This window comes from Pseudomonas mangiferae, from assembly GCF_007109405.1.
In the GTDB taxonomy this organism is placed as follows: domain Bacteria; phylum Pseudomonadota; class Gammaproteobacteria; order Pseudomonadales; family Pseudomonadaceae; genus Pseudomonas_T; species Pseudomonas_T mangiferae.
In genome coordinates this window covers 173,380-193,751 of record NZ_VJOY01000006.1, presented here as the reverse complement: position 1 = coordinate 193,751, position 20,372 = coordinate 173,380, and the positions used below count along the sequence as shown (strand labels likewise).

At 66.0% G+C, this 20,372-nt stretch carries 21 protein-coding genes; 4 read left to right on the top strand and 17 right to left on the bottom strand.

Annotated features, from left to right (window positions below):
- Nucleotides 1-3 precede the first annotated feature (3 nt).
- A complete protein-coding gene (locus tag FM069_RS10350) occupies nt 4-624 on the bottom strand; it encodes a glutathione S-transferase family protein (RefSeq protein WP_143488221.1) in 621 nt (206 codons plus the stop codon).
- Nucleotides 625-1,033: 409 nt separating this feature from the next.
- On the opposite strand from FM069_RS10350, the gene FM069_RS10345 reads away from it, so the two are divergent.
- Nucleotides 1,034-3,481 (top strand): acyl-CoA dehydrogenase, encoded by a 2,448-nt coding sequence (locus FM069_RS10345; protein ID WP_143488220.1) that lies wholly within the window; start codon nt 1,034-1,036, stop codon nt 3,479-3,481.
- Nucleotides 3,482-3,552: 71 nt separating this feature from the next.
- On the top strand, nt 3,553-3,963 hold the full coding sequence (locus tag FM069_RS10340) for a PA2817 family protein (RefSeq protein WP_143488219.1): 411 nt from the start codon (nt 3,553-3,555) through the stop codon (nt 3,961-3,963).
- A gap of 36 nt (nt 3,964-3,999) precedes the next feature.
- On the opposite strand, the gene FM069_RS10335 is transcribed toward FM069_RS10340, so the two are convergent.
- The 5 genes from FM069_RS10335 to FM069_RS10315 all read right to left on the bottom strand — a co-directional run bounded on the left by FM069_RS10335 (nt 4,000) and on the right by FM069_RS10315 (nt 7,868).
- On the bottom strand, nt 4,000-4,803 hold the full coding sequence (locus FM069_RS10335; protein ID WP_143488218.1) for an OmpA family protein: 804 nt from the start codon (nt 4,801-4,803) through the stop codon (nt 4,000-4,002).
- Nucleotides 4,800-5,156, bottom strand: a complete 357-nt coding sequence (locus tag FM069_RS10330; RefSeq protein WP_143488217.1) for a DUF4398 domain-containing protein — start codon at nt 5,154-5,156, stop codon at nt 4,800-4,802. Before FM069_RS10330 ends, FM069_RS10335 begins: the two co-directional genes overlap by 4 nt.
- 9 nt (nt 5,157-5,165) lie before the next feature.
- Complete coding sequence (locus FM069_RS10325; protein ID WP_143488216.1) at nt 5,166-5,993, bottom strand: substrate-binding periplasmic protein; 828 nt, start codon at nt 5,991-5,993, stop codon at nt 5,166-5,168.
- 195 nt (nt 5,994-6,188) lie between these two features.
- Nucleotides 6,189-7,118 (bottom strand): electron transfer flavoprotein subunit alpha/FixB family protein, encoded by a 930-nt coding sequence (locus FM069_RS10320; RefSeq protein ID WP_143488215.1) that lies wholly within the window; start codon nt 7,116-7,118, stop codon nt 6,189-6,191.
- Nucleotides 7,119-7,868 (bottom strand): electron transfer flavoprotein subunit beta/FixA family protein, encoded by a 750-nt coding sequence (locus FM069_RS10315; RefSeq protein ID WP_143488214.1) that lies wholly within the window; start codon nt 7,866-7,868, stop codon nt 7,119-7,121.
- A gap of 324 nt (nt 7,869-8,192) precedes the next feature.
- Between FM069_RS10315 and FM069_RS10310 the strand changes: the two genes are divergently transcribed.
- Nucleotides 8,193-9,845 (top strand): electron transfer flavoprotein-ubiquinone oxidoreductase, encoded by a 1,653-nt coding sequence (locus tag FM069_RS10310; protein ID WP_143488213.1) that lies wholly within the window; start codon nt 8,193-8,195, stop codon nt 9,843-9,845.
- Nucleotides 9,846-10,027: 182 nt separating this feature from the next.
- Here the strand turns inward: FM069_RS10310 and FM069_RS10305 are convergent, their stop codons facing one another.
- From FM069_RS10305 to FM069_RS10290, 4 genes are all read right to left on the bottom strand, one after another.
- On the bottom strand, nt 10,028-10,591 hold the full coding sequence (locus FM069_RS10305; RefSeq protein ID WP_143488212.1) for a DUF1285 domain-containing protein: 564 nt from the start codon (nt 10,589-10,591) through the stop codon (nt 10,028-10,030).
- 9 nt (nt 10,592-10,600) lie between these two features.
- The gene (locus FM069_RS10300; protein WP_143488331.1) at nt 10,601-11,203 is read right to left on the bottom strand and encodes a DUF4823 domain-containing protein; all 603 of its coding nucleotides are present in this window, start codon (nt 11,201-11,203) and stop codon (nt 10,601-10,603) included.
- Nucleotides 11,204-11,281: 78 nt separating this feature from the next.
- Nucleotides 11,282-12,250, bottom strand: a complete 969-nt coding sequence (locus FM069_RS10295; RefSeq protein ID WP_143488211.1) for a GTP 3',8-cyclase MoaA — start codon at nt 12,248-12,250, stop codon at nt 11,282-11,284.
- A gap of 85 nt (nt 12,251-12,335) precedes the next feature.
- Entirely contained in the window at nt 12,336-12,974 is a 639-nt protein-coding gene (locus FM069_RS10290; protein ID WP_143488210.1) for a TetR/AcrR family transcriptional regulator, read from the bottom strand.
- A 74-nt stretch (nt 12,975-13,048) separates the two neighbouring features.
- Between FM069_RS10290 and FM069_RS10285 the strand changes: the two genes are divergently transcribed.
- Nucleotides 13,049-14,182 carry an aminotransferase class V-fold PLP-dependent enzyme gene (locus FM069_RS10285; protein WP_143488209.1) on the top strand — a complete coding sequence of 378 codons (1,134 nt, stop codon included), beginning with the start codon at nt 13,049-13,051 and terminating at the stop codon, nt 14,180-14,182.
- Between the two features lie 74 nt (nt 14,183-14,256).
- Here FM069_RS10285 and FM069_RS10280 read toward each other — a convergent pair whose 3' ends face one another.
- The 7 genes from FM069_RS10280 to fabF are packed head-to-tail and all read right to left on the bottom strand — an operon-like array spanning nt 14,257 to nt 20,250.
- Nucleotides 14,257-15,036, bottom strand: a complete 780-nt coding sequence (locus FM069_RS10280; RefSeq protein WP_143488208.1) for a TatD family hydrolase — start codon at nt 15,034-15,036, stop codon at nt 14,257-14,259.
- A 43-nt stretch (nt 15,037-15,079) separates the two neighbouring features.
- On the bottom strand, nt 15,080-15,436 hold the full coding sequence (locus tag FM069_RS10275) for a PilZ domain-containing protein (RefSeq protein ID WP_143488207.1): 357 nt from the start codon (nt 15,434-15,436) through the stop codon (nt 15,080-15,082).
- 35 nt (nt 15,437-15,471) lie between these two features.
- On the bottom strand, nt 15,472-16,458 hold the full coding sequence (locus FM069_RS10270; protein ID WP_143488206.1) for a DNA polymerase III subunit delta': 987 nt from the start codon (nt 16,456-16,458) through the stop codon (nt 15,472-15,474).
- The gene (gene tmk, locus FM069_RS10265; RefSeq protein ID WP_143488205.1) at nt 16,451-17,083 is read right to left on the bottom strand and encodes a dTMP kinase; all 633 of its coding nucleotides are present in this window, start codon (nt 17,081-17,083) and stop codon (nt 16,451-16,453) included. The genes FM069_RS10270 and tmk overlap by 8 nt, the downstream gene beginning before the upstream one ends.
- Complete coding sequence (mltG, locus tag FM069_RS10260) at nt 17,080-18,189, bottom strand: endolytic transglycosylase MltG (RefSeq protein ID WP_178106716.1); 1,110 nt, start codon at nt 18,187-18,189, stop codon at nt 17,080-17,082. The genes tmk and mltG overlap by 4 nt, the downstream gene beginning before the upstream one ends.
- A gap of 4 nt (nt 18,190-18,193) precedes the next feature.
- On the bottom strand, nt 18,194-19,006 hold the full coding sequence (gene pabC / locus FM069_RS10255) for an aminodeoxychorismate lyase (protein WP_143488204.1): 813 nt from the start codon (nt 19,004-19,006) through the stop codon (nt 18,194-18,196).
- Nucleotides 19,006-20,250 (bottom strand): beta-ketoacyl-ACP synthase II, encoded by a 1,245-nt coding sequence (fabF, locus tag FM069_RS10250; protein ID WP_143488203.1) that lies wholly within the window; start codon nt 20,248-20,250, stop codon nt 19,006-19,008. The genes pabC and fabF overlap by 1 nt, the downstream gene beginning before the upstream one ends.
- Nucleotides 20,251-20,372: the final 122 nt, after the last annotated feature.

The window sequence follows — 20,372 nt, the reverse complement described above, 5'->3', positions numbered from 1 at the left end:
GGTTCAGGTGAGCGGCGTCATCACCGCGCGGCGAAACGCCGGGCGCTGCTGCAAACGCGCGTACCAGTCCGCCAGGTGAGGCAGTTCGGGCCGCTCGATGGGCATCTCGAACCAGCCATAGATGAAGCAACCCAGGGGGATGTCGCCCATGCCGAAGGCCTCGCCCGACAGGTACGGCTGCGTCACCAGGGCACGTTCGGGAATCGCCAGCAGCGCACCGCACCGGTCGAGCGCCGCGGCGATGGCCTGCTGGTCGCGCTGTTCCGGCGGGGTGCGCATCATGCCCCAGAACAGCGGCCGGAAGGGCGTCGCCAGGCTGGAGGTGGTCCAGTCCATCCATCGGTCCGCCCGGGCCCGCTCGGCGGGATCGTCCGCATACAGCTGGCCGCTGCCATAGCGAGCCGCCAGGTAGCGGACGATGGCGTTGCTCTCCCACAGCACCAGTTCGCCATCCTCCAGGGTCGGCACCAGGCCGTTGGGGTTCTTCTGCCGGTAGGCGGGCTCGTCCACCTGGCCGAAGGCACCGCCGACCTCGATGTTCTCGTAGGCCACGCCCACTTCCTCGGCGCACCAGAGGACCTTGCGCACGTTGGACGAATTCTTGCGTCCCCAGATTTTCAGCATCGAAGCGTTCCTTTGGCCGCGGGAGGTCAGTCGAGCACCCTACCTATCCTCGCCGCCGGAAAAAAGGGGCGATGCGCCGATGATGGCTATCGACGGCATTCATCCTGCACTCGTGCGACCGGCGAGCGCCGCGCCAGAGCTGACCGCCCGGTCCGCTCCCGGCCCCCCGGGCAAACGTACGACAGGTCGAACGGAATCCGCCGAGGGCGGTCACTATCCACGAAGCGGCCGGCTGCCGACGGGCGGTGGCGCATGCCTCGCATCCGCCCAGCCACACCGGCCGGGCCGCTCCCTTAGCGATCGGGCCCGCAGCGGCAGCGAACCCGGTCCACCCTCGCCGCACCCGCGCGAGGACGCCAAGCCATGACGGCCGTCGCCCCTGCCCCGCCGTCATCACGGAGGATTCTGCATGTTGCTGCTTTGGTTAGTCGTACTGGTGCTGGGCATCGCCTTCCTGGCCCATCGGCGCGTTTCGCCGCTACCGGCCCTGGGCGTCGTGGGCGCCTACCTGATCCTGATGGGTATCTTCAGCCACGCGCCCACCTGGCTGATGGTGGTGTTCTGGCTGCTGCTGGCGGCCGTGGCGATCCCGCTGATCTTCGTCGACCTGCGCCTGCGGCTGTTCAGCGGCCCGCTATTCCACTGGTTCCAGAAAGTGCTGCCGCCCATGTCGGAAACCGAGCGGGACGCCATCGAGGCGGGCACCGTCTGGTGGGATGGCGAGCTGTTCAGCGGCCGCCCGAACTGGAACACGCTGCTGAGCTACCCGAAACCGCGGCTCACCGAAGAGGAACAGGCCTTCCTCGACGGCCCCACGGAAGAGCTGTGCGCCATGGTCACCGACTGGGAAGTGGGCCAGCAGCTGGACCTGCCGGAACGAGCCTGGCAGCACATCAAGCAGCATGGCTTCTTCGCTCTGATCATTCCCAAGGAATACGGCGGCAAGGGCTTCTCGGCCTACGCCCACTCCCAGGTCGCCATGAAACTGGCCACCCGCAGCGGTGACCTGGCGTCCACGGTGATGGTGCCCAACTCCCTCGGCCCCGCCGAGCTGCTGCTGCACTACGGCACCGACGAGCAGCGCAACCATTACCTGCCGCGCCTGGCCCGTGGCGACGACATTCCCTGCTTCGCCCTCACCGGCCCACTGGCCGGCTCCGATGCCGGCGCGATGCCCGACGTGGGGATCATCTGCAAGGGTCAGTGGCAGGGCGAGGAAGTCATTGGCCTGCGCCTGACCTGGGAGAAGCGCTACATCACCCTGGGCCCGGTCGCCACGCTGCTGGGCTTGGCCTTCAAGGCGTACGACCCGGATCACCTGCTGGGTGACGAAGTGGACTTGGGGATCAGCCTGGCGCTGGTGCCCACCGATACCCCCGGGGTCAACATCGGCCGTCGCCACCTGCCCCTGGGCGCCGCTTTCATGAACGGCCCCAACCACGGCAAGGACGTGTTCGTGCCCCTCGACTACCTCATCGGCGGGCAGCCGATGCTGGGCAAGGGCTGGATGATGCTGATGAACTGCCTGTCCGTGGGGCGCTCCATCTCCCTGCCGGCGGTGGGGACCGGCGCAGCCAAGTACACCAGCCTGGTCACCGGCCAGTACACCCGTATCCGCGAGCAGTTCAACGTCCCCCTGTCGGCCTTCGAAGGCATCCAGGAAGCCATGGCGCGCATCGGCGGTAACGCGTGGTTGATGGACAGTGCCCGCGTACTCACCGCCAATGCGGTGGACCTGGGCGAGAAGCCCTCGGTGCTCTCGGCGATCCTTAAGTACCACCTCACCGAGCGCGGCCGCGAGTGCATCGCCCATGCCATGGATATTCATGGCGGCAAGGGCATCATCATGGGCCCGAACAACTACTTGGGCCGTTCCTGGCAAGGCGCGCCGATCTTCATCACCGTGGAAGGCGCCAACATCCTGTCGCGCAACCTGATGATCTTCGGCCAGGGTGCCATCCGCTGCCATCCGTTCGTGCTCAAGGAAATGGCCCTGGCCACCCGCGAGGACAAGGACCAGGCCCTGCGGGAGTTCGACGACCTGCTGCTGCGCCACATCGGCTTCGCCGTGAGCAACGCCGCCAGTACCCTGCTGCTGGGGCTGGGCTTCGGCGTCTTCAGCTCGGTGCCGGGCGACGCGCTGGCGCGTCCCTACTACCGCTCACTGAACCGCCTGGCCGCCGCCTTCGCCCTGCTCGCCGACTTCAGCATGATGCTGCTGGGCGGCGAGCTGAAGCGTCGCGAGCGACTCTCCGCACGCCTGGGCGACGCCCTGAGCTACCTCTATCTCGGCTCGGCGGCGCTCAAGCGCTACCACGACCAGGACCAGCCGGAACACCTGGCGCCCCTGGTCCACTGGGCGATGGAGGAAAGCCTGGGCAAGGCTGAACAGGCGCTGGACGACCTGCTGCACAACTTCCCCAACCGCTTCTTCGGCGCCCTGCTTCGGCTGGTGGTGTTCCCCTTGGGACGCCGCCACCAGGGCCCGTCCGATGCCCTGGATGCCGACGTGGCGGCCATCATCGGTCGTCCGCGAGGCGACGCGGCGCTGGAAGACCTGCTCAGCGGCTGCTTCCGTCCCCAGGACCCAAACGATGCCGTTGGCGCGCTGCAGCATGCCGTGGACCGTCTGGACAAGGCCGTACCGCTGCAGAAGAAGCTGCACAAGGCCCACAAGGAAGGCCGCGTGAAGGCCGCGCCGGGCCAGCCGCTGATCGAGGCTGCCCACGAGGCCGAGCTGATCAGCGCCGAAGAAGCGCAACTGCTGCGCGACGCCGAAGTGGCGCGGCGCAAGGTGATCGACGTCGATGACTTCGACAAGGAGAGCCTGAAGCTGGGCGAGAACGCCGTCCGCTGATTCGGCGGAACGGACAGCGGGCGCGAGGAGTTCTATACTCCCGCGCCCGTTTTCATTGCTGGAGCATCGCCATGGCGTCCACCGACCTCGACCTACCCCTCGCCCTGCTCACTCACCTGCGCGGCATCCTGGTGGCCCTCGGCGAGGCCGAGCAGGTGCCGGACGACACCCACGGCCTGTTCCTGGAACGCTTCGACGAACTGCTCACGGAATTGCCCGGCGACCCGGAAGGCAGTCGCTATCTCGGCCAGGACCTGCTCAGCCAGATCTTTCACCGCTACCCCCAGATCGCCCACCTGGTTCCCCGCGACCTGCTGTGGTACTTCGGCGGCGACTGCCTGCACTTCATGCCAGACGAGGAAATCGAACTGTTCCAGACCCTGGAGGAGCGTCGCTACGACGCCGAGCAACGGGGCGAACCGTTCGACTGGAACCGGGAAAAACAGCTGTTGGCGCTACCGTCCGACGCCAGCAAGCACTGATTTGACGAACGGGCGGCGCAAGGCCGCCCGCCTCCCTCAGCGAGGGGCGTCCAGCTTGCCCTTCTCGTCGGAGAACACCACCTCCACCCGGCGGTTCTGCGCACGCCCGCGGCTGGAAGCGTTTTCCGCCAGCGAATACGCTTCGCCGTAGCCGTCCACCGTAATGCGCTTCGGATCGACCCCCAGGTCGATCAACACGTCCGCCACCGACTGGGCGCGAGCCCGGGACAGCTTGAGGTTTTCCTCACGGTCGCCGCTGCTATCGGTGTAGCCCTCGATCCGCACGATCCGTTTCGGGTTGAGCTGGAGGAACTGCACCACCTTCAGCACCGTGCGGTTGGCGGCCGGCTTGAGCTCGCTATGGCCGGTATCGAACAGCACGTCGCCCAGGGTCAGCACCAGGCCGCGCTCGGTCTCCGTGGCCAGGCTGACCATCTGCTCCTCCAGCCATTGCCCCTGCTGCTGCACGCTGAGCAGCTTGGCTTCGCGCAAGGCCAGCTGCAGGCGCTCGCGCTCCAGCTGCAGCTTGGCCAGCCGGTCCTGGTTCAGCGCGGCCTGGCTGTGCTCCCAGGCAATGTCGCTGTAGCGACGGCTGAGGTAGGCGTAGTGCTCCACGTCCGAGCCGTTGCCCCAGTAAGTGGCCAGGCGTTCCGCCCGGGCCAGGGACTCGCCGGCACGCAGGACGTCGCGCGGCGCGCTACGCAGGACGTCGGTATTCTCCTTGACTGTCTGGAAGCGCTCGCGGGCGGCGTCCAGCACCTGTTCGTCGGACTGCTGGGACGCGCAGCCACCCAGGGCGCCCAGCAGCATCGCGGCAGCGAAACCGTGACGGACCTTCATGGCTGCTCTCCCACTTGCTTGCGCAGGCGCTCGATACGGCGCTCCAGCTCGTCCACCTGCTCCTGGCTCTTGCGGGTCAGCACCTTGGCCTCCGCCAGGCGGGCATCCAGCTCGGCCTGCTCGGCGAGGACCCGCGCGCGCTTGTAATCCTCGTCGTCCATGTTTTCTTTGGCGCGGGCGAACTTGTCCTCGGCCAGCTTCAGCTCCTCGACCTGGTCGTCGGCGCCGACGGCCTTGGCCTGTTGCAACACCTGCTCGCTCAGGCGGAACTGTTCGACGGGCTGCGGGTCTTTGGCGCAGCCGGCCAGCGCGAGGCCAGACAGGCCGATCGCCAGTAAGCGTTTCTCGATCACGAAGGCATCCTATTGATTCGGAACGGTCGCCGGTGGCGGATGCTGGCTGCGCCACCGCTCGAGGTTGCGCTGCAGAAGGGTTTCCGGCACCCCGGCGGCGGTCAATTCTGTCATCTTTTTCGCCAACTGTCCGCGCAGCCACGGCTCGTTACAGGCGGAGCGCTGGGACAGTGCCAGGTACAGGCCTTCGCTGGAAATGGGCGGCTCCAGCGGCTGCACTGCATCCGTCATGCCCATGGACTCCGCCAGGGCCAGGCCCGGGTAGAGCTCGTAGAGCACGTACTCGGTGCGCTCCAGCATCAGCTTCTGGTAGGCCTGGGTCAGGCTCGGCACGGTCTCCAGGGTCAAGTTGTCCTTGGCGTAGCGATCGAATTCCTGACCGAAGCTGTTGTTCACCAGGGTACCGCCCAGATGCCCGCGCAGGTCGCGCCAGGTGCTGTAGGCGAACGACGAACCATAGCGGACCCATACGACGCTGGGCGTGACGAACATCGCGGGGTGGACGAAATCCATGGTCTCCAGACGCGGCAGGGTGAGAAAGGCGCCGGCCACCAGATCGATTCGACCGTTACGCACTTCCTCCTGGGCCCGGGACCACGGACCGGTATAGATCACGTCGATGCGCACCCCGATTTCCGAGGCGATGCGCGCGAGCAGGTCGGCATTGGCGCCGATCAGTTGCTGGGGGTTGTGCGGGTCGCGCCAGAGGTAGGGCGGATACTCGGGATTGCCGGTAGCGACGATGCGCTCACATCGCTCCGCTGCCACCGCCAGTACCGGAAGGAGGCCAAGAACCAGCAGGACGAGGGACCGTTTCCGTGAAGAGCTAGCGCGCATGCTTACTTCTCGCCTGTCGTGAGGGTCGCGACTGCGGTCCCTTTTCTTCACATGCTAGCTTATGCCAATTCCCCGACCTCATGACAACGAGGTCATCCGCCGCAGCCGGCCAATGACGCAGACGGCTGCGACAGCGCCCACCGGCCCATAAAAAAACCCGCTCGAGAGCGGGTTTTTCAGAGACCGGCGAACGGATCAGACCTGGTTGGTCAGTTCCGGCAGGATCTCGAACAGGTCGCCCACCAGGCCGTAGTCGGCCACCTGGAAGATCGGAGCCTCTTCGTCCTTGTTGATCGCGACGATCACCTTCGAGTCCTTCATCCCCGCCAGGTGCTGGATCGCACCGGAGATACCGACCGCGATGTACAGCTGCGGCGCGACGATCTTGCCGGTCTGGCCGACCTGCATGTCGTTGGGCACGAAGCCGGCATCCACGGCGGCGCGGGACGCGCCCACCGCCGCGCCCAGCTTGTCGGCCAGGGCGTAGAGGTGCTTGAAGTTGTCGCCGTTCTGCATGCCGCGGCCGCCGGAAATGACGATCTTGGCAGCGGTCAGTTCGGGACGGTCGGACTTGGCCAGCTCTTCGCCGACGAAGGACGACTTGCCCGCGTCGGAACCGGTGCTCACCGCTTCGACGGCAGCCGAGCCGCCTTCGGCGGCGACCGGGTCGAAACCGGTGGTACGCACGGTGATGACCTTCACCGAAGCGCTGGATTGCACGGTGGCGATGGCGTTACCGGCATAGATCGGGCGCTTGAAGGTATCGGCGCTCTCGACAGCGATGATCTCGGAGATCTGGTCGACGTCCAGCTGGGCAGCAACACGCGGCAGCACGTTCTTGCCGTTGGTGGTTGCGGCGGCCAGGATGTGGCTGTAGCCCTTGCCCAACTCGGCGACCAGTGGAGCGACGTTCTCCGGCAGCTGGTGGGCGAAGGCGGCGTTGTCGGCGACCAGCACCTTGGATACGCCGGCGATCTTGCTGGCGGCTTCGGCGGCGGCGCCGACGCCCTGACCGGCGACCAGCACATGAATGTCGCCACCGATCTTCTGCGCCGCGGCGACGGCGTTCAGGGTGGCAGGCGCCAGGGCGGCGTTCGTGTGTTCAGCAACAACCAAGATAGTCATTTAGATTACCTTCGCCTCGTTCTTCAGTTTCTCGACCAGTTCAGCCACGGACTTGACCTTGACGCCGGCGCTGCGGGCAGCCGGTGCCTCGACCTTCAGGGTCTTCACGGTGGATGCGACGGAAACGCCCAGCGCGTCCGGAGTGACGGTCTCCAGCGGCTTCTTCTTGGCCTTCATGATGTTCGGCAGCGACGCGTAGCGCGGCTCGTTCAGGCGCAGGTCGGTGGTGACGATCGCCGGCAGGGTCAGCGAAACGGTCTGCAGGCCGCCGTCGATCTCGCGGGTCACGTTGGCCTTGTCGCCGGCGATCTCCACCTTGGAGGCGAAGGTCCCCTGGGCGTAGCCGGTCAGGGCGCCGAGCATCTGGCCAGTCTGGTTGTTGTCGCTGTCGATGGCCTGCTTGCCGAGGATGACCAGTTGCGGCTGCTCCTTGTCCACCACAGCCTTGAGCAGCTTGGCCACGGCCAGGGAACCCAGCTCTTCGGCGGTATCCACCAGGATCGCGCGGTCCGCGCCGAGGGCCAGGGCGGTACGCAGCTGTTCCTGAGCGGCGCTCGGTCCGATGGAGACGACGACGATCTCGCTGGCCGCGCCCTTCTCTTTCAGGCGGACGGCTTCTTCCACGGCGATTTCGCAGAAGGGGTTCATCGACATCTTGACGTTTGCGAGGTCAACGCCGGAGTTGTCCGCCTTGACGCGAACCTTGACGTTGTAGTCGACCACTCGTTTGACAGCTACAAGAACCTTCATGGATTCCTCGTTACTCTCCGGTGAATAGGATTGTCGCCTGGGCCAGGCGGGGCTGGCGGGTGTCGGTTGGAAACCAACGGTCGGCGTTATACGGCGAGGGCAAAACCGCCCGTATCTTGACCGCAACACCTATTCCGGTCAATACATCGGGATGGGCGCGGGAACGGCCTCGAAACCGCGATGGTATCAGGCTTCAGGGGATTTCAAACAAACGTTTGTATTGGATCACCGGGAAGGTATGCATATAATGCCCCACCCGGGTCTGATAAAGCCTAGCTCTGCCAATCATAAAAGTACCGATGAGCCTTGAGTAGGAGATTGTCTGTGGAACGCGAGTTTATGGAATTCGACGTCGTCATCGTCGGCGCCGGCCCCTCCGGCCTGTCCGCCGCGTGCCGACTGAAGCAGAAAGCCGCCGAGGCTGGTCAGGAAATCAGTGTCTGTGTGGTGGAAAAAGGCTCCGAGGTCGGTGCCCACATCCTGTCCGGCGCCGTCTTCGAACCGCGTGCCCTGAACGAATTGTTCCCCGACTGGAAAGAACTCGGCGCGCCGCTGAACACGCCGGTCAAGCGCGACGACATCTACCTGCTGCGCAACGCCGAGCACGCGTCCAAGGTGCCCAACTTCTTCGTGCCCAAGCCGATGCATAACGAGGGCAACTACATCATCTCCCTCGGCAACCTGTGCCGCTGGCTGGCGCAGCAGGCCGAGAGCCTCGGGGTCGAAATCTACCCCGGGTTCGCCGCCCAGGAAGCCCTGATCGACGAGAACGGCGTGGTGCGCGGGATCGTCACCGGCGACCTCGGCGTCGACCATAACGGCAACCCGAAAGAAGGCGTGTACACCCCCGGCATGGAACTGCGTGGCAAGTACACCCTGTTCGCCGAAGGCTGCCGCGGCCACATCGGCAAGCAGCTGGGCAAGCGCTACGACCTGGCAGCCGATGCCGATCCCCAGCACTACGGCATCGGCCTCAAGGAACTGTGGGAAATCGACCCAGCCAAGCACGAGCAGGGCCTGGTGATCCACACCTCCGGCTGGCCGCTGGACAAGGAGAACCCGGGTGGCTCGTTCCTCTATCACCTGGAAGACAACCAGGTAGTAGTGGGCCTGATCGTCGACCTCGCCTACAGCAACCCGCACCTCTCCCCCTTCGACGAGTTCCAGCGCTACAAGCACCACCCGGTGATCAAGCAGTACCTGGAAGGCGGCAAGCGCATTTCCTACGGCGCCCGCGCCCTGGTCAAGGGTGGCTTCAACTCCCTGCCGAAGATGGTCTTCCCCGGCGGCGCGCTGATCGGCTGCGACCTCGGCACCCTGAACGCGGCCAAGATCAAGGGCAGCCACACTGCAATGAAGTCCGGCATGCTGGCGGCGGAGGCCATCGCTCAGGCATTGGCTGAGGGCCGCGAAGGCGATGAGCTGAACCACTACGTGGATGGCTTCAAGGCCAGCTGGCTGTACGAGGAGCTGTACCAGAACCGCAACTTCGGCCCGGCGATGCACAAGTTCGGCCCGCTGCTCGGCCCTGCCTTCAGCTTCGTCGAGTACAACCTGCTGGGCAGCAAGCTGCCGTTCACGTTGCACGACACGCGGATGGACCACGCCAGCCTGAAGAAGGCCTCGGAAGCGCCGAAGATCAATTACCCGAAGCCGGACGGCAAGCTCAGCTTCGACAAGCTCAGCTCGGTGTTCCTCTCCAACACCAACCACGAAGAAGACCAGCCTTGTCACCTCAAGCTCACCGACCCGAGCATCCCCATCGCCCAGAACCTGCCGCTGTATGACGAGCCGGCCCAGCGTTACTGCCCGGCGGGTGTATACGAGGTGGTGAGCAACGACGACGGCAGCAAGCGCTTCCAGATCAACGCCCAGAACTGCGTCCACTGCAAGACCTGCGACATCAAGGACCCGGCGCAGAACATCACCTGGACGGCGCCCGAAGGCACCGGCGGTCCGAACTACCCCAATATGTAAGCGACGTGAAAAAGGCTCCTTCGGGAGCCTTTCTTCTTTCTAGGTTCTGTACGAAAAGTCGTCGAGCGAAGGTCAGGCAAGGCAAAAACAGGCGAAGAAGCGGCGTTTACGTGCTGTAAATGAGCAGTCTGAGTCTGTTTTTAACGCAGCATCACTGAGCGCAGGCACTTTTCGTACAGAACCTAGTCCTGGGGACCGATGGGATAGAACGCACCCCCGCTCCAGACGCCGAGCCACGTCTGTCCGTCGATGTCCCGAGGCACTGCCAGTTCCACCAACTGGTAGAAGACGTTGCGATGGATCAGCGCCTCGAGGTTCGCCCGCACGTTGACATAGGGCGACGGCTCCTGGCTCACAGGGTCCAGCTCAAACCGCAACGGATGCTCGGGGCCGGCCACCACGTCGTCATCCACCTGGGTGGTGAAGTGCAGCACTTGGGACTCGCCCTCTCCCTCGACCCGCAGGGAAACGACCACGAACGGTGCATCGTCTACCCGGATGCCGACCTTCTCTACCGGCGTGACCAGGAAATAGGCGTCGCCATCGCAGCGGAGGATTCCGGAGAACAGGCGCACCATGGGCTTGCGTCCGATCGGCGTGCCCAGGTAGTACCAGGTGCCGTCGCGGGCGATGCGCATGTCGATATCGCCGCAGAACGGCGGGTTCCACAGATGGACCGGCGGCGCGCCTTTCTTGTCCTTGGGCAGATGGGCCAGCAGGTCATCGGGTCTGGCGTCACGGCTCATGCAGGGTCCTCAGTCGGTAAGGCCAAGCAGGTGCCGCGCATACTCCTGCAACGGCGCACCGATGAGATCTTCGGGCTTGGCATCATAGAACGTCAGGAAACCGCCGCGGCTGCGGATTCTCGCGGTATCCACCAGGTAGCGGGTTCCGGTTTCGATAAGCATTAGTTGGATCACGCTGCGGTCGGTTCCCAAGCGATCCACGGCTTCCTCGTCCGCCCACTCGTCCTCGTTGCCGATGCGGTCATCCGCGTAGGCGAAGCGGGAATAGAGCAGGTAGTGCGCGCCTACCGCGCGCGCCTGGGACATGGCCTCTTCCAGGCCGACCGGCCCACTGGCCCGGCGCACCAGGGGAAAGTATTCGACGAAGCCCTTGAAGGCTTCCTCGGCCACCACGTTGGGCCGCGGATAGGCCTTGCCGGGCGGGACGAAGTGGCCCTGGGCGATATAAATGAAGGAATCGGCCTGCAGGCGCCAGTTGCTGGCGCGGTAGGTGCTGCTGTGATCCAGGAAACCGGCGTCGCTGAGCTGGTAGCGGGTACCCTCGGCGAGATCGCTGACCTTCATGCAGCCTACCAGGCCCACGATGGCCAGCGACAGGATGAGTGCTCGGATCACGGGACCTCCCACGGAATGACGGAAAAACGACGCGTGCCGGGTCATTGCAGCTTCCGCGCCAGCGGGACGCATTTGCTAGCCGCCGATGATCTTCATTACCGTCGCGCCCCCTGAAAAGGCCAGATCCTGCTTGTCGCCCAGCGCCTTCACCAGCAGCCGTTGCAGGGCCGGCAGCGCCTGGTGGCGAGGCTTGTCCAGGAGATCGCCGATGTAATGACGGTTGCCCGACGACAGGCAGCCGTGCAACCAACCGGTGGACGACAGCCGCAGCCGGGAACAGGTCCGGCAGAACGGCACGCTTTCGTTGGCGATGATGCCGAAGTGGCCACGACCCGGGATCTCGTAACGAAGGGCCGTGGCATCCAGCGGGGCCTCGGCCTGGACGAAGGGATGATGGTCGCCGATCAGCGCCAGCAGGTCGCCCAGGCTGACGAATTGCTGCTGGAAATCGGTGCCTGCCCGGGCGAGGTGACCCATGCGCATCAGCTCGATGAAGCGCAGCTCGTAGCCCCGCGCCAGGCAGTAGTCCAGCAGCGGCAGTACCTGGTCGAGGTTCTCCTGGCGCAGCGGCACCATGTTCAGCTTGATGCGAAAGCCAGCCGCCCGAGCCGCGTCGAGGCCCGCCAGCACGGTGTCCAGGTCGCCGCCCCGGGCGATGCGGCGGAAGGCGTCGGGATCGAGGGTATCCAGGGAGACGTTCAGCCGACGGATGCCGGCGGCCTGGAGCGCCGGCAGCTTGCGCGCCAGCAGCTGGCCGTTGGTGGTGAGGCCGATGTCCTCCAGGGGTAGCCGGCCGATCGCCTCGAGGAAAGGTTCCAGGCGTGGACTCACCAGCGGCTCGCCCCCGGTGATCCGCAGGCGCTCGATGCCCGCGGCCTCCACCAGGTACGCCACCGCGCGGGCCATGGCGTCCGCGGACAATTCGTCCTGGGCCGCCACCAGGCGCTTGCCGTTGGGTACGCAGTAGGTGCAGGCATAGTTGCAGGCGGCGGTCAGGCTGATCCGCAGGTTGCGGAATCGCCGCCCCTGGCGATCAACGATCATGGGAAGCTCCGTCGGGACAGAGACGGAGTATATAGGCCGGCGATGCGCAGCGCCCAGGCGCACCACCGGTTCGCGACACCAGCGGTCAGTTGCCCGGGGCGTCGCCGTCGCGCTTGCGCTTATTGCCCATGCGCACGCCAATGTCCATGAGGAACTGGAAGAACCCTTCCTGATCCTCCAGCACGTTGCTCCAGAACGGCGAGTGGTAGAGCGCCACCGCGCCATGCACCAGCGCCCAGGCCGCGCAGTAGTGAAAGTACGGAGGTACGTCTTCCAGCTTGCCTTCGGAGATCCGCCCTTCGATCAACTGGGTCAGGCGCTCGAAGTTGGAGGCGCGGATCTTGTGCAACTGGTCCACCAGTTCCGGCACCTGGTTGCCCTTCACCACCTTCTCTTCCAGGCGGTCGAACAGGCGGTAGCGCTGGGGATCGCGCATGCGGAACTCGAAATACGCCCGGGACAGGGCTTCCTTGTCGCGATCGACGTCCGACGAGTGCAGCAGCGCATTCAGGTCCCGCTCGTAGTCGAGCATCAGCCGCAGGTACACCTCTGCCTTCGACTTGAAGTGCTTGTAGATCGTGCCTTTGCCGATCCCCACCGCGTCGGCGATCATCTCAACGGTTACGCTGTCCTCGCCCTGCTCCAGGAACAGCTTGAGCGCGGTATCGAGGATTTCCTGCTCGCGGCGACGAAACTCACGGACCTTACGGGGTTCTTTCTGCATAGAAGGAGTACGGGGTCGAAAATCAAGCCGCGTATTATGCCAAACCAGCGATAAATTGCACGGATCATCCGATTATGAGCCCGCTGAGCGACGAATTTCCCCAAGACACGGGGCTGTGTTACCTCAATCACGCGGCGGTGGCGCCCTGGCCACGGCGTACCGCACGGGCCGTGGCCGCCTTCGCCGAGCAGAACGTCCAGCACGGCGCCCGCGATTACCCGGACTGGTTGCGCATCGAGCAACGCCTGAGGGAACGCCTGGGCCGCCTGCTGAACGCCCCGGACAGCGCCGACCTGGCGCTGGTCAAGAACACCTCGGAAGCCTTGTCCTTCGTGGCCTTCGGCCTGGACTGGAAGCCGGGCGACCAGGTGGTGATCAGCGACCAGGAATTCCCTTCCAACCGGGTGGTGTGGGAAGCCCTGCGGCCCCTGGGGGTCGAGGTGATCCCAGTGAGCCTCGACAACGAAAACCCAGAGGCAGGCCTGCTGCACGCCTGCGGGCCGCGTACCCGGTTGCTGGCCATCAGCGCGGTGCAGTACGCCAGCGGCTTGCGGCTCGACCTGGAGCGCCTGGGGGCGGGCTGTCGCACCCGTGGCGTGCTTTTCTGCGTGGACGCCATCCAGCACCTGGGCGCCCTGCCCTTCGATGTCCAGCGCTATGACTGCGCATTCGCCATGGCCGATGGGCACAAGTGGATGCTCGGCCCCGAAGGGCTCGGGGTCTTCTACTGCCGCGCCGACCTGCGTGAACAGCTGACCCTCCACGAGTACGGCTGGCACATGCTGGAGCATGCCGGCGACTACACCCGGCCCGACTGGCAACCCGCCGCCACGGCCCGGCGATTCGAATGCGGCAGCCCCAACATGCTCGGCGCGGTGGCTCTGGATGCCAGCCTGTCGCTGCTGGAGGAAACCGGCCTGCCCACGGTGGCCGGGCAGTTGGAGAATCGCGTGGACTGGTTGCTGGAGGCCTTGGGATCGCTGCCAGGCATACGCCTGCACAGCCCCACTTCGCCCACTCGCCGAGCGGGCATCGTCACGTTCGACCTGGAGGGTGTGGACACCGGGAGGCTGTTCGAGCAGTTGAAAGACCGGCAGGTGGTGTGCGCCCAGCGCGGCGGCGGGATTCGCCTATCGCCCCATTTCTATACGCCGGACAGCGTCCTGGAAAATACCCTGGGCCACATTCGCCAGCTGGCGGGTCGCTGATCCGGAGTCGGCCCGCAGTTCCTCGCGAAAGGCGCACTTGGCTCCAAAGCGTGAGCGACGCGAACGCCGGCGGATCAGCCTTGGGCCAGCGGGAACAGCCGATAGAAATTGGCCGTGGTGGTGGCGGCCAGTTCCTCGTAGGACACGCCACGCTGGGCGGCGAGGAATTCCGCCACCTCGCGGACGTACTGCGGCAGGTTGGGCTTGCCGCGGTGCGGAACGGGCGCCAGGTAAGGAGAATCGGTCTCCACCAGCAGCCGATCGGCCGGCACCTGGCGCGCCACCTCTCGCAGGGCGTCCGCATTGCGGAACGTCACGATGCCGGACAGGGAGATGTAGAACCCCAGGTCAAGGGCGGCCTTGGCCATTTCCCAGTCCTCGGTGAAACAGTGCAGCACCCCCGCCTGGGGCAAGTCGGCCTCGCGCAGCAGCGCCAGAGTGTCGGCACGGGCTTCGCGGGTGTGCACGATCACCGGCTTGCCGGTCACCCGCGCCGCCTGCAGGTGCAGGCGAAACGCCTCCTGCTGGCGCACCGCGGCGTCGGGCTCGTAGTGATAGTCCAGGCCAGTCTCGCCGATGGCCACCACCCGCGGGTGGTCCAGCTCGTTCAGCAACCAGTCCAGCGCCAGGTCATGCCCGGGCTCCAGGTCCAGCGGATGTACCCCGACGGAGCAGTGAACGTCGGCATGGGTGTCCGCCAGCGCCTTGACTGCCGCAGCATTGTCGGCACTGACACCGATGCAGAGGAAATGCCCCACGCCCCGGGCACGGGCCGCGTCGAGCGCCGCCTCCAGCGAACCGCCATGGCTGGCGAGGTCGAGGCGATCGAGGTGGCAATGGGAATCGACCAGCATGGCGTGTCTCGTCTGGCGGTACCGGGCGGAGGCGCCCGGTGGATCACATGGTATGGGTGGGGCGATCGGACTTCAGCGCACCGGCCAGATAGGTCTCGATCTTGTTGCGCGCGCTGGCGTCGCCATCGTTGAACTGGACGCCAATGCCGGCCGCCCGGTTGCCCTGGGCGCCCTTGGGGGTGATCCACACCACCTTGCCAGCCACCGGGATCTTCTCCGGCTCATCCATCAAGTTGAGCAACATGAAGACCTCGTCGCCCAGCTTGTAGCTCTTGTTGGTGGGGATGAACAGTCCGCCGTTCTTCACGAACGGCATGTAGGCGGCATAGAGCACGGACTTGTCCTTGATGGTCAGGGACAGAATTCCGTTACGCGGACCCAAGTTCGGGGGGAGGCTCATGCGGCTTTCCTGGCTGGCTCTCGATGGGGCGGATTCTAGCCCGGTCCCGGCAGGCTTGCCCACTGCACCAGCAGGGCTTCGAGAAGCAGGACACGGTTGAGGTTGGCCTTGCCGAGGATCTTCTGGCGTTGCAGCAGCAGCCAGTCCTGGATTGCCAGGATGCGTTCCGGCCGGCTCTTGTCCGCCAGGTACTGCACCACCTTGCGCATGTCGGCCAGCCCCAGCTGCGTCTCGTCGCCGGTCAGCCGGTAGCGCAGCAGCGCCTGGGCCCAGTCGCAGAACCAGTCGAACAGCAGCAGCAGCGGGACGGCATTCCAGCCCTCGGCCAGCTGGCTCGGGGTAGCCTGCTGCTTCAGCAGTTTCTTCACGTCCTCCACCACCTTCGCCCGCTGCGCCTGGACGCCCTGCTCCTGCAGGCGCAGCGCCGTCAACGGCGAGCCACCCGCGAGAGCCAGCAGCGTCTCGCGCTCGTCGGGCGATGCCTGGGGCAAAGCGCGCGCCAGCCAGTCGAGACTGGCCGCGCGATCCGGCCGTGGGCAGGCCTGCTGCATGCAGCGGCTGCGAATGGTCGGCAGCAACCGGCTGGGCTGGTGGCTGACCAGCAGCATCACCGTGTCCCCGGACGGCTCCTCCAGGCTCTTGAGCAAGGCATTGGCGGCATTCAGGTTCATGGCCTCGGCGGGCTCCAGCAGCAGCACCTTGCGCCCACCCAGTTGGGCCGTCTGCACCACGAATTCCACCAGTTCGCGGACCTGGTCCACCTTGATGGGCTTGTCCGCTTCTTCCGGCTCCAGCAGGAAGTGATCGGGATGGGTACCCGCGGCCAGCAGCTGGCATCCCTTGCATTGGCCGCAGGCCTCGTTCCCCTCGGGACGCTGGCACAGCAACCGGGCCATCAAGCGGTCGGCCAGGGCACGTTTGCCGATTCCCGCCGGGCCATGGAGCAGGTAGGCATGGGCATGACGGCTGCGCCTGGCGAGCTGCTGCCAGAGGGAGGCCTGCCAGGGATAATGTTCAGCCACGGCAGCCCTCCAGCAGGTCCGGCAGCAACGCATCGAGGGCGGCCTGCACCTGATCCAGGGGCTGGGCGGCGTCCAGGATTCGGTAACGACCCGGCTCGGCGGCGGCCCGCTGCAAGTAGGTGCGGCGAACCGCCTCGAAGAATGTCGCCGCCTCTTGCTCGAACCGATCCAGACGCCCGCGGGCCGCGGCCCGGCTCAGGCCGATTTCCACCGGCAGGTCGAACACCAGGGTCAGGTCGGGACGCAGGTCGGCCTGGACGAACGTTTCCAGCTGGGCGATGCGCGCCCTGTCCAGGCCGCGCCCCCCGCCCTGGTAGGCGTAGGTGGCATCGGTGAAGCGGTCGCAAAGGACCACCGCGCCCCGCGCCAGGGCCGGGCGGATGACCTGGGCGAGATGCTGGGCGCGGGCGGCGAAGACCAGCAGCAGTTCGGTATCGGCCGCCATGGTTTCGTCGGAGGGTGCCAGTAACAGTTCGCGGACCCGCTCCGCCAGCGGCGTACCGCCGGGCTCGCGGGTCAGTACGCAATCCACGCCATGGGTGCGCAGACGCTCCGCCAGGTAGTCGCGGTTGGTGCTCTTGCCAGCGCCTTCGGGGCCTTCCAGGGTGATGAACAGGCCGCTCACTGGGCGCTCCTCGGGTCGGATTCGGGGATGGGCGACGAGGGTTCCGTCGGCGCGCCGTCTTTGGACCGGGGCAGCGGTTCCGGGCTGGACCGGTAGTCGGCACGGCGCTTGAGCTGGTAGTCGCGCACCGCCTGGTTGTGGGCATCCAGGCTGTCGGAAAAGGCATGGCTGCCATCGCCGCGGGCGACGAAATACAGGCTGCTGCCCGCGTCGGGGTGCAGCGCGGCATGGATCGCATCGCGGCTGACCATGGCGATGGGCGTCGGCGGCAATCCGGCGATGACGTAGGTGTTGTAGGAGGTGGGCTCGCGCAGGTGAGCGCGGGTGAGCTTGCCGTTGTAGCGCTCACCCAGGCCATAGATCACCGTGGGGTCGGTCTGCAACAGCATGCCGCGCTGCAGGCGACGCACGAAGACACCGGCGATCTGCTGACGCTCGGCGGGCATGCCGGTTTCCTTCTCTACCAGGGACGCCATGATCAGCGCGTCGTAGGCATCGCGGTACGGCAGACTGTCCGCCCGCGCCTGCCATTCCTCGTCCAGCACCTTGTCCAGGCGCTGGCGCGCCTGCTTGAGCAGGTCGACGTCGCGGGTGCCACGGACGAAATTGTAGGTATCGGGGTAGAAACGCCCTTCCGGGTGCACACCTGGCTGGCCCAGGCGCGCCATCGCCTCGTCATCGGTCAGACCCGACAGGGTCTGCTCCAGCTTGGCCTGCTTCGCCAGGGCCGCCCGCACCTGGCGGAAGGTCCAGCCGTCCACCAGGGTCACGGCGTACTGGACGACGTCTCCGCGTCGCCACAGATCGAGAAGGCCGGACGCTTGCATACCGGGGGTCAGGCGGTATTCGCCGCTGTGCAACGCCTGGCCAGCCAGGTTGAAGCGCCAGTACAGGCGCAGCAGAAAGGCGTCGTGCAGGACGCCCTCCTCTTCCAGGCGGTTGAGAATTCCCCCGGGGGTCGAGCCGGCGGGTACCTCGATCAGGCGTTCCTGCTCGACCGCCAGCGGCTGCTGCAGTGCCTGGCGCTGCCACCACCCACCGGCCGCCACGGCCAGCCCGGCGAGGACCAGCAGCACTTCCACCAGCGCCAGAAATTTGCGTATCACCACGTCAGCCGTCCACCCGATCCCGGACAATGGCCTGCAGTTTACGGGTCAGCGGGCCGACCGGCCAATGATGTCCATCGAGCGCCCGTACCGGCCAGATGCCGTATTGGCTGTTGCAGAGGAAGACTTCGTCGGCCCGCAGCAGCTCGTCGTAGGCGATGTCGCAGACCTGCACCGGCCATCCGAGGCCTTCCGCCTGGTGCAGCAGCTCCGCCCGCATCACCCCGGCGACGCCGCAACGCGACAGGTCGGCGGTCATCAAGACCTCGTCCCGCACCAGGAACAGATTGCTGTAGACGCCCTCGATCACTCGCCCGCTGCAATCACGCATCAGGCCCTCCACTTCCTCCCCTTGCCACTCGTTGCGGGCGAGGACCTGCTCCAGGCGGTTGAGGTGCTTGAGGCCGGCGAGCGCAGGCTGCTCGGCAAGGCGGGTGCGGCAAGGGAATAGCGCGACGCCTTCCTGGGTATGGCCCGCCGGATAAGCGGCAGCGGCGCTACCCTGCAGGATGCGCACCGGCCGCGCGGGCCGGGGCGCGGCATAGCCCCGCTGCCCCTCGCCCCGGGTCACGATCAGCTTGGCTACGCCGTGGCCCAGGACCGCCGAGAAGGCACGGATTTCTCGTGCGACCTCGTCGCTGTCCAGGGGAATGGCCAGGCGCCGACAACCGCCCTCGAGCCGCGCCAGGTGCCGTGCCAGCAGGCGCGGCTCCGCGTTACGCACGGCGATGGTCTCGAACAGGCCATCGCCGTAGGTCAGCCCGCGATCGTTCAAGGACAGGCCGGTCGCCTGCAGGCCGTCGACCCAGGCGAGCATCAGCCGGCGAACCGGCGGAACACCAGCGACCCGTTGGTCCCTCCGAAGCCAAACGAGTTGGACAGCACCACGTCGATGGGCATCGACTTGGCCTGGTGCGGCACGAAGTCCAGATCGCAGCCGTCGTCCGGCTCGAACAGGTTGATGGTGGGCGGCGCCACCTGATCGCGGATCGCCAGGATGCTGAAGATCGCTTCCACTGCGCCGGCCGCACCCAGCAGGTGACCGGTCATGGACTTGGTCGAGCTGACCGACAGCCGATAGGCATGATCGCCGAAGACGCTCTTCAACGCGGCCACTTCAGCCAAATCGCCGGCCTGGGTGGACGTGCCATGGGCGTTCACGTAGTGGACCTGGTCGGCGTTCAGGCCGGCGTCGCGCAGCGCGTTGCGCATGCACTGGGCCGCACCGGCACCGTCTTCCGGCGGTGAGGTCATGTGGAAGGCGTCGCCACTCATGCCGAAGCCGATCAGCTCGGCATAGATGGTCGCGCCGCGGGCCCGGGCATGCTCCAGTTCTTCCAGCACCAGCGCGCCAGCGCCGTCGGAAAGCACGAAGCCGTCGCGTTCCTTGTCCCAGGGCCGGCTGGCGCGCTGGGGATCGTCGTTTCGGGTGGACAGCGCGCGGGCCGCGCCGAAGCCGCCCAGACCCAGTCCACAAGCGGCCATTTCCGACCCGCCGGCGATCATCACGTCCGCCTCGTCGTAAGCGATGTTGCGCGCCGCCATGCCGATGCTATGGCTGCCAGTGGTACAGGCGGTGGCCAGGGCATAGTTCGGACCCTGGGCGCCCAGGTGAATCGACAGGAAGCCGGACACCATGTTGATGATGGAGCCGGGCACGAAGAACGGCGAGATACGCCGCGGCCCCTGCTCGATCAGCGCACGGCAGTTGTTCTCGATGTTGGTCAGGCCACCGATGCCCGACCCCATCACCACGCCGACGCGTTCGCGGTTGGCATCGGTGATTTCCAGTCCGGAATCCCGAACCGCCTGGAAGCTGGCAGCGAGCCCGTACTGGATGAACAGGTCCAGCTTGCGGGCTTCCTTGAGCGAGAGGTATTGCTCGACATCGAACCCCTTCACCGAGCCCCCGAAGCGGGTGGCATAGGCGGAAAGGTCCATGTGCTCGATCGGAGCGATGCCACTGCGACCGGCGAGAATCCCCTGCCAGCTGCTCGATACATCGGTACCCAGCGGCGACAACATCCCCAAACCGGTGACCACGACGCGTCTACGCGACACAGCGATCTCCTTCATTCCTCAAAAAGCGTTTACGGTATCCATCATCCGTTCGGCTACGCGCGCTGCGCGAATGACGAACGTGGGCGCGACGGACAGGGTGCCGTCGCCTGCCCGCCCTGGCC